Source organism: Neisseria sp. P0021.S005, from assembly GCF_051956955.1.
This window is the reverse complement of record NZ_JBQCWY010000291.1, coordinates 1-3,748: the sequence shown is the minus strand read 5'-3', so window position 1 is coordinate 3,748 and position 3,748 is coordinate 1. Positions and strand designations below refer to the sequence as shown.

The following is a 3,748-nucleotide window of genomic DNA, read 5'->3' as shown; positions in this document are numbered from 1 at the left end:
ACTTAAAGATGTAAAGATATTTCGTATAGATCCTTTTAAAATCAAAGATCTTCGCAATAATGCCAATAACCCTGAAAAGCTGAATACAGACGGTAGCAATATTGCTGCAGTGTTAGAACATCTTGAGGATAACGACGAATTACGCGAGCAAATCATTGAATGGATGGGTGTGATTGTCCCCGAAATGCAGCAACTCTCTGTTCAAACGCAAAAAATTGATGACTCAAAAGGGTTATTTTTCGAGGAAGACAGCGGTAATCGTTTCCCCGCCCATATGGTTTCGGACGGCACAATTTATGCCTTATGTTTGTTGGTTGCCGTTTTAACGCGTGTAAAACAGCCCGGCATTACCATCATTGAAGAACCTGAGCGTGGCTTACATCCGAAAGCTATCAGTGAACTGATCGGCTTTATACGTGAATATGTAAGCCCTCACCATCCAATTATTCTGACAACTCATAGTGAATCGGTAGTGCGTAGCTTGGAATTGGAAGAGTTGTATTTTGTCAGTAAATCTCAAGGCAAAACCCAAATTAAAGATGTTCGGAAGTCCGGTGTCGATAAAAACAAAATTCCGTTAGATACGGCTTGGCTGACCAATCTGCTGGGAGGAGGATTGCCATGGTAAAAGTCGGATTTATTGTTGAAGGGTCATGCGAAAAGATTATTATCGAATCAGAGGCATTCAAGACCTTTTTACACAGGAATGATTTTGAATTGATTGAACCTGTTGTTGATGCCAATGGCGCAGGTAATTTATTGCCTCATAATATTGAGCCCTTTATTGGTGTTTTGGAAGCAAATGGAGCAGAAAGACTGTATATTTTGACGGATTCGGACGGACTCCCTGTTGAAGGTGTTAAGGAAAGAATCAGCCACGCGAAAATTACTGCCTATTTTATTGCGGTTAAAGCGATAGAAGCATGGTTTCTAGCAGATACTCAAGCCATGAAAAAATTTTTAGAAATTGAAGATTTTGAGGGAGAACAGTTTCCGGAAGAGACGCCCGAATTGCCTTGGGACAGAATCAGCAAAATTGTCAAAGAAACCGGTTCTGCCAGAGGACCGGGAAACAAAGTTGGCTTTGCTAAGAAGATGATTAAATATTGGGAATTTTCAATCGAAAATGCTGCCACGCATCCAAACTGTCCGAGTGCAAAATGTGTTGTTGCACATTTTCAATCTAATAGATAAAAATCGTCTGAACGTATAGTTTAAAGATGGTCAATAATATTGCTCTACCATCTCTATATTGAAAATTTTTCTAATCTTTCTAAGATAAAAAGGTCGTCTGAAAACCAAGTTTATTTTTCAGACGACATTTTTTTATAATTTGCTATTAAAAAATAATATTCTGGCGTTGAGTTATCAGTCATAGAATTAAGTGCTTCTAGGCAGATTTACTAGATTGACTTAGGTATTGCTATTGAAATCCGAATCTTCGGACCTCTTTTTAACTTTGCAGCAAGCCAAAGAATATCCCATTATTTCCTATTTGGAAAATATGCTGTTCGTAAATTGAGATTTATTGCTTAATCATTTATCCGTACAATCCGCCTCATCAAATATTAAGGAGGCAGTGATGAAAAAAATGCCTGTATTGTTTGTCGGGCATGGTAGCCCGATGAATGTGTTGGATAAGGAAAATCCTTTCAATACCCACTATTTTTATGACTTAGGCAAGATTTTGTCGGGCTGAGACGATTTTGTAAAGGCCTCAGCTCCGATTTATCTTACATTAACTTTTCTTCCGGCGACGTTCACCAGGCAGCAGCATATCCGCCCATTTGATAATGTTGGCGACTTCTGCCGGATTGAGTTCGTAGAACTGGCCGCGTTTGAGGCGGTTTGGCAGACCGATGGGGCCGAAACCTACGCGGACGAGGCGGCTGACGGTCAGGCCTTGGCTTTCAAAAATACGGCGTACTTCGCGGTTGCGACCTTCTTTGATGACGACGTTGTACCATTTGTTTGCGCCTTCGCCGCCTTGTTCGTAGATGCGTTCGACTTTTGCCAAACCGTCTTCGAGCATGACGCCTTCTTCGGTCAGGACGCGCATTTGTTCGGTGGTCAGCTCGCCCAATACGCGCACTGCGTATTCACGTTCGACTTCAAAGCTAGGGTGGGCAAAGCGTTGAACCAGTTCGCCTGAAGTGGTCAGGATCAAAAGGCCGCTGGTATTGATGTCCAAACGGCCGATGGCCACCCAGCGGCTGCTGGCTGCTTGCGGCAGGCGGTCGAAAATGCTGACGCGGCCTTGTGGGTCATCGCGGGAAACGATTTCGCCTTCTTGTTTGTAGTAGAGGATGATGCGTGGCAGGCGGTCTGCCCATTTGAGTTTGATGATGCTGCCTTTGACGGTAACGTGGTCCTCGGGCGTAACTTTTTCGCCCAGTTGGGCTACGCGGCCGTTGACCGTTACCCAGCCGTTGCTGATCCATTCTTCCATTTCGCGACGTGAGCCGACGCCGGAAGCGGCCAGGACTTTTTGCAGGCGCTCGGGTTCGAAGCGGGAAAGGTCGCTGCGGCGTTCTTTCAAATCGCGGGCGTGCTCCATGATTTTTTGGTTGGGATTGCGGACAACCAGTTTTTTGGCTTTGGCGGCTCGTTGTTTAGGCGCGGTATTTTGAGCTTTGGGGCCGTCTGAAACTTTTTGGCCGTAAGGTTTGCCTGATGTTTTGCGTTCGTCGTCTGGACGTTTTTTATTGGCAAAGGATTTGGCCGGTTTGGAAGGTTTTTTGGCGGTAGATGATACGCCGTCGCGCCATTGGCGTTTGCTGGAAGGCTGTTTGGACATGATTTTTCCTAACTCGCTTGAAAAAGCGGTTCTTCTGCGGCGGTTGCGGCAGGGGTTGGATTGGGGGAAAAGGCCGTCTGAAAATCAGATTCAGACGGCCTGCCGATGAAAGGCTGTATTGTAACTCAACCAGTAAATTTTTGTTTGAAAATCCGAAAATTATGGTGAAAGGCGTTCGCGTATCCAGTTGCCGTCAACCAGGCGGTATTGGATGCGGTCGTGCAGGCGGCTGGGACGGCCTTGCCAGAATTCGATACGGTCGGGAATAACGAGGTATCCGCCCCAATGCGGCGGGCGGGGAACATGCAGGGGATGTTTGACACCGACGGCCGCGGCTTTGGCCACCAAGACGGCTTTGCTGGAAATCACTTCGCTTTGCGCGCTTGCCCATGCGCCGATACGGCTGGTATACGGGCGGCTTTCAAAATATTCGTCCGAAGCGGCGGCGTCGAGTTTTTCAATGCGTCCTTCAACACGCACTTGGCGTTCGAGTTCCGGCCAGAAAAAAGTCATAGCGGCAAAGGGGTGCGCCGTATAGGAGCGGCCTTTGCGGCTGTGGTAATTGGTAAAGAAAACAAAGCCTTTTGGGTTGACTTCTTTTAGCAGTACCATGCGGCTGTTGGGCCTGCCGTCTTCGCCCACGGCGGCAACGTTGACCGCTGTCGGCTCGTTGACTTCGGCGTGAATGGCTTCGTTCAGCCATTGCTCAAATTGGACAATCGGGTCGGCGTGGCATTCGGCTTCCGACAGCTCGCGCTTGCTGTAATCTTCGCGGATATTGTGCAGATCCATGATTTTCTCCTTAGGTCTGACTGAATCATACTCCGTTTTTTCAGACGGCCTCAAGGGCATTTGTGTATAATCGTAGCCCTTTCCAATATAGAACAATACGGAGTCCTGTCATGCAAACCGAAGTCGAACTGAAAATCTTAAATCCGAAAATGGCCGATT

4 protein-coding genes and 1 pseudogene are annotated in these 3,748 nt (G+C 46.8%); 3 read left to right on the top strand and 2 right to left on the bottom strand.

Annotated features, from left to right (window positions below; all coding sequences use genetic code 11):
* The 3 genes and pseudogenes from ACTHUE_RS12895 to ACTHUE_RS12885 all read left to right on the top strand — a co-directional run.
* Positions 1-628, top strand: a 628-nt coding sequence (locus ACTHUE_RS12895; RefSeq protein WP_440423652.1) for an AAA family ATPase, incomplete at its 5' end; no start/stop codon positions are given.
* Positions 622-1,194 (top strand): DUF4276 family protein, encoded by a 573-nt coding sequence (locus ACTHUE_RS12890; RefSeq protein WP_219088522.1) that lies wholly within the window; start codon positions 622-624, stop codon positions 1,192-1,194. The genes ACTHUE_RS12895 and ACTHUE_RS12890, both read left to right, overlap by 7 nt.
* A gap of 388 nt (positions 1,195-1,582) precedes the next feature.
* A pseudogene (locus ACTHUE_RS12885) lies at positions 1,583-1,657 on the top strand (dioxygenase); the annotation flags it as partial.
* Positions 1,658-1,738: 81 nt separating this feature from the next.
* On the opposite strand, the gene ACTHUE_RS12880 reads toward ACTHUE_RS12885, so the two are convergent.
* Together ACTHUE_RS12880 and pdxH are read right to left on the bottom strand one after the other, a co-directional pair.
* The gene (locus ACTHUE_RS12880; RefSeq protein WP_219088524.1) at positions 1,739-2,797 is read right to left on the bottom strand and encodes a pseudouridine synthase; all 1,059 of its coding nucleotides are present in this window, start codon (positions 2,795-2,797) and stop codon (positions 1,739-1,741) included.
* A gap of 159 nt (positions 2,798-2,956) precedes the next feature.
* Positions 2,957-3,589, bottom strand: coding sequence for a pyridoxamine 5'-phosphate oxidase (gene pdxH, locus ACTHUE_RS12875; protein WP_003686383.1), 633 nt, complete (start codon positions 3,587-3,589; stop codon positions 2,957-2,959).
* Positions 3,590-3,748: the final 159 nt, after the last annotated feature.

Coding starts and splice junctions, on each gene's coding strand:
- ACTHUE_RS12880 (WP_219088524.1), bottom strand. CDS start 2,797: ATGTCCAAACAGCCTTCCAGCAAACGCCAATGGCGCGACGGCGTATCA.
- ACTHUE_RS12890 (WP_219088522.1), top strand. CDS start 622: ATGGTAAAAGTCGGATTTATTGTTGAAGGGTCATGCGAAAAGATTATT.
- pdxH (WP_003686383.1), bottom strand. CDS start 3,589: ATGGATCTGCACAATATCCGCGAAGATTACAGCAAGCGCGAGCTGTCG.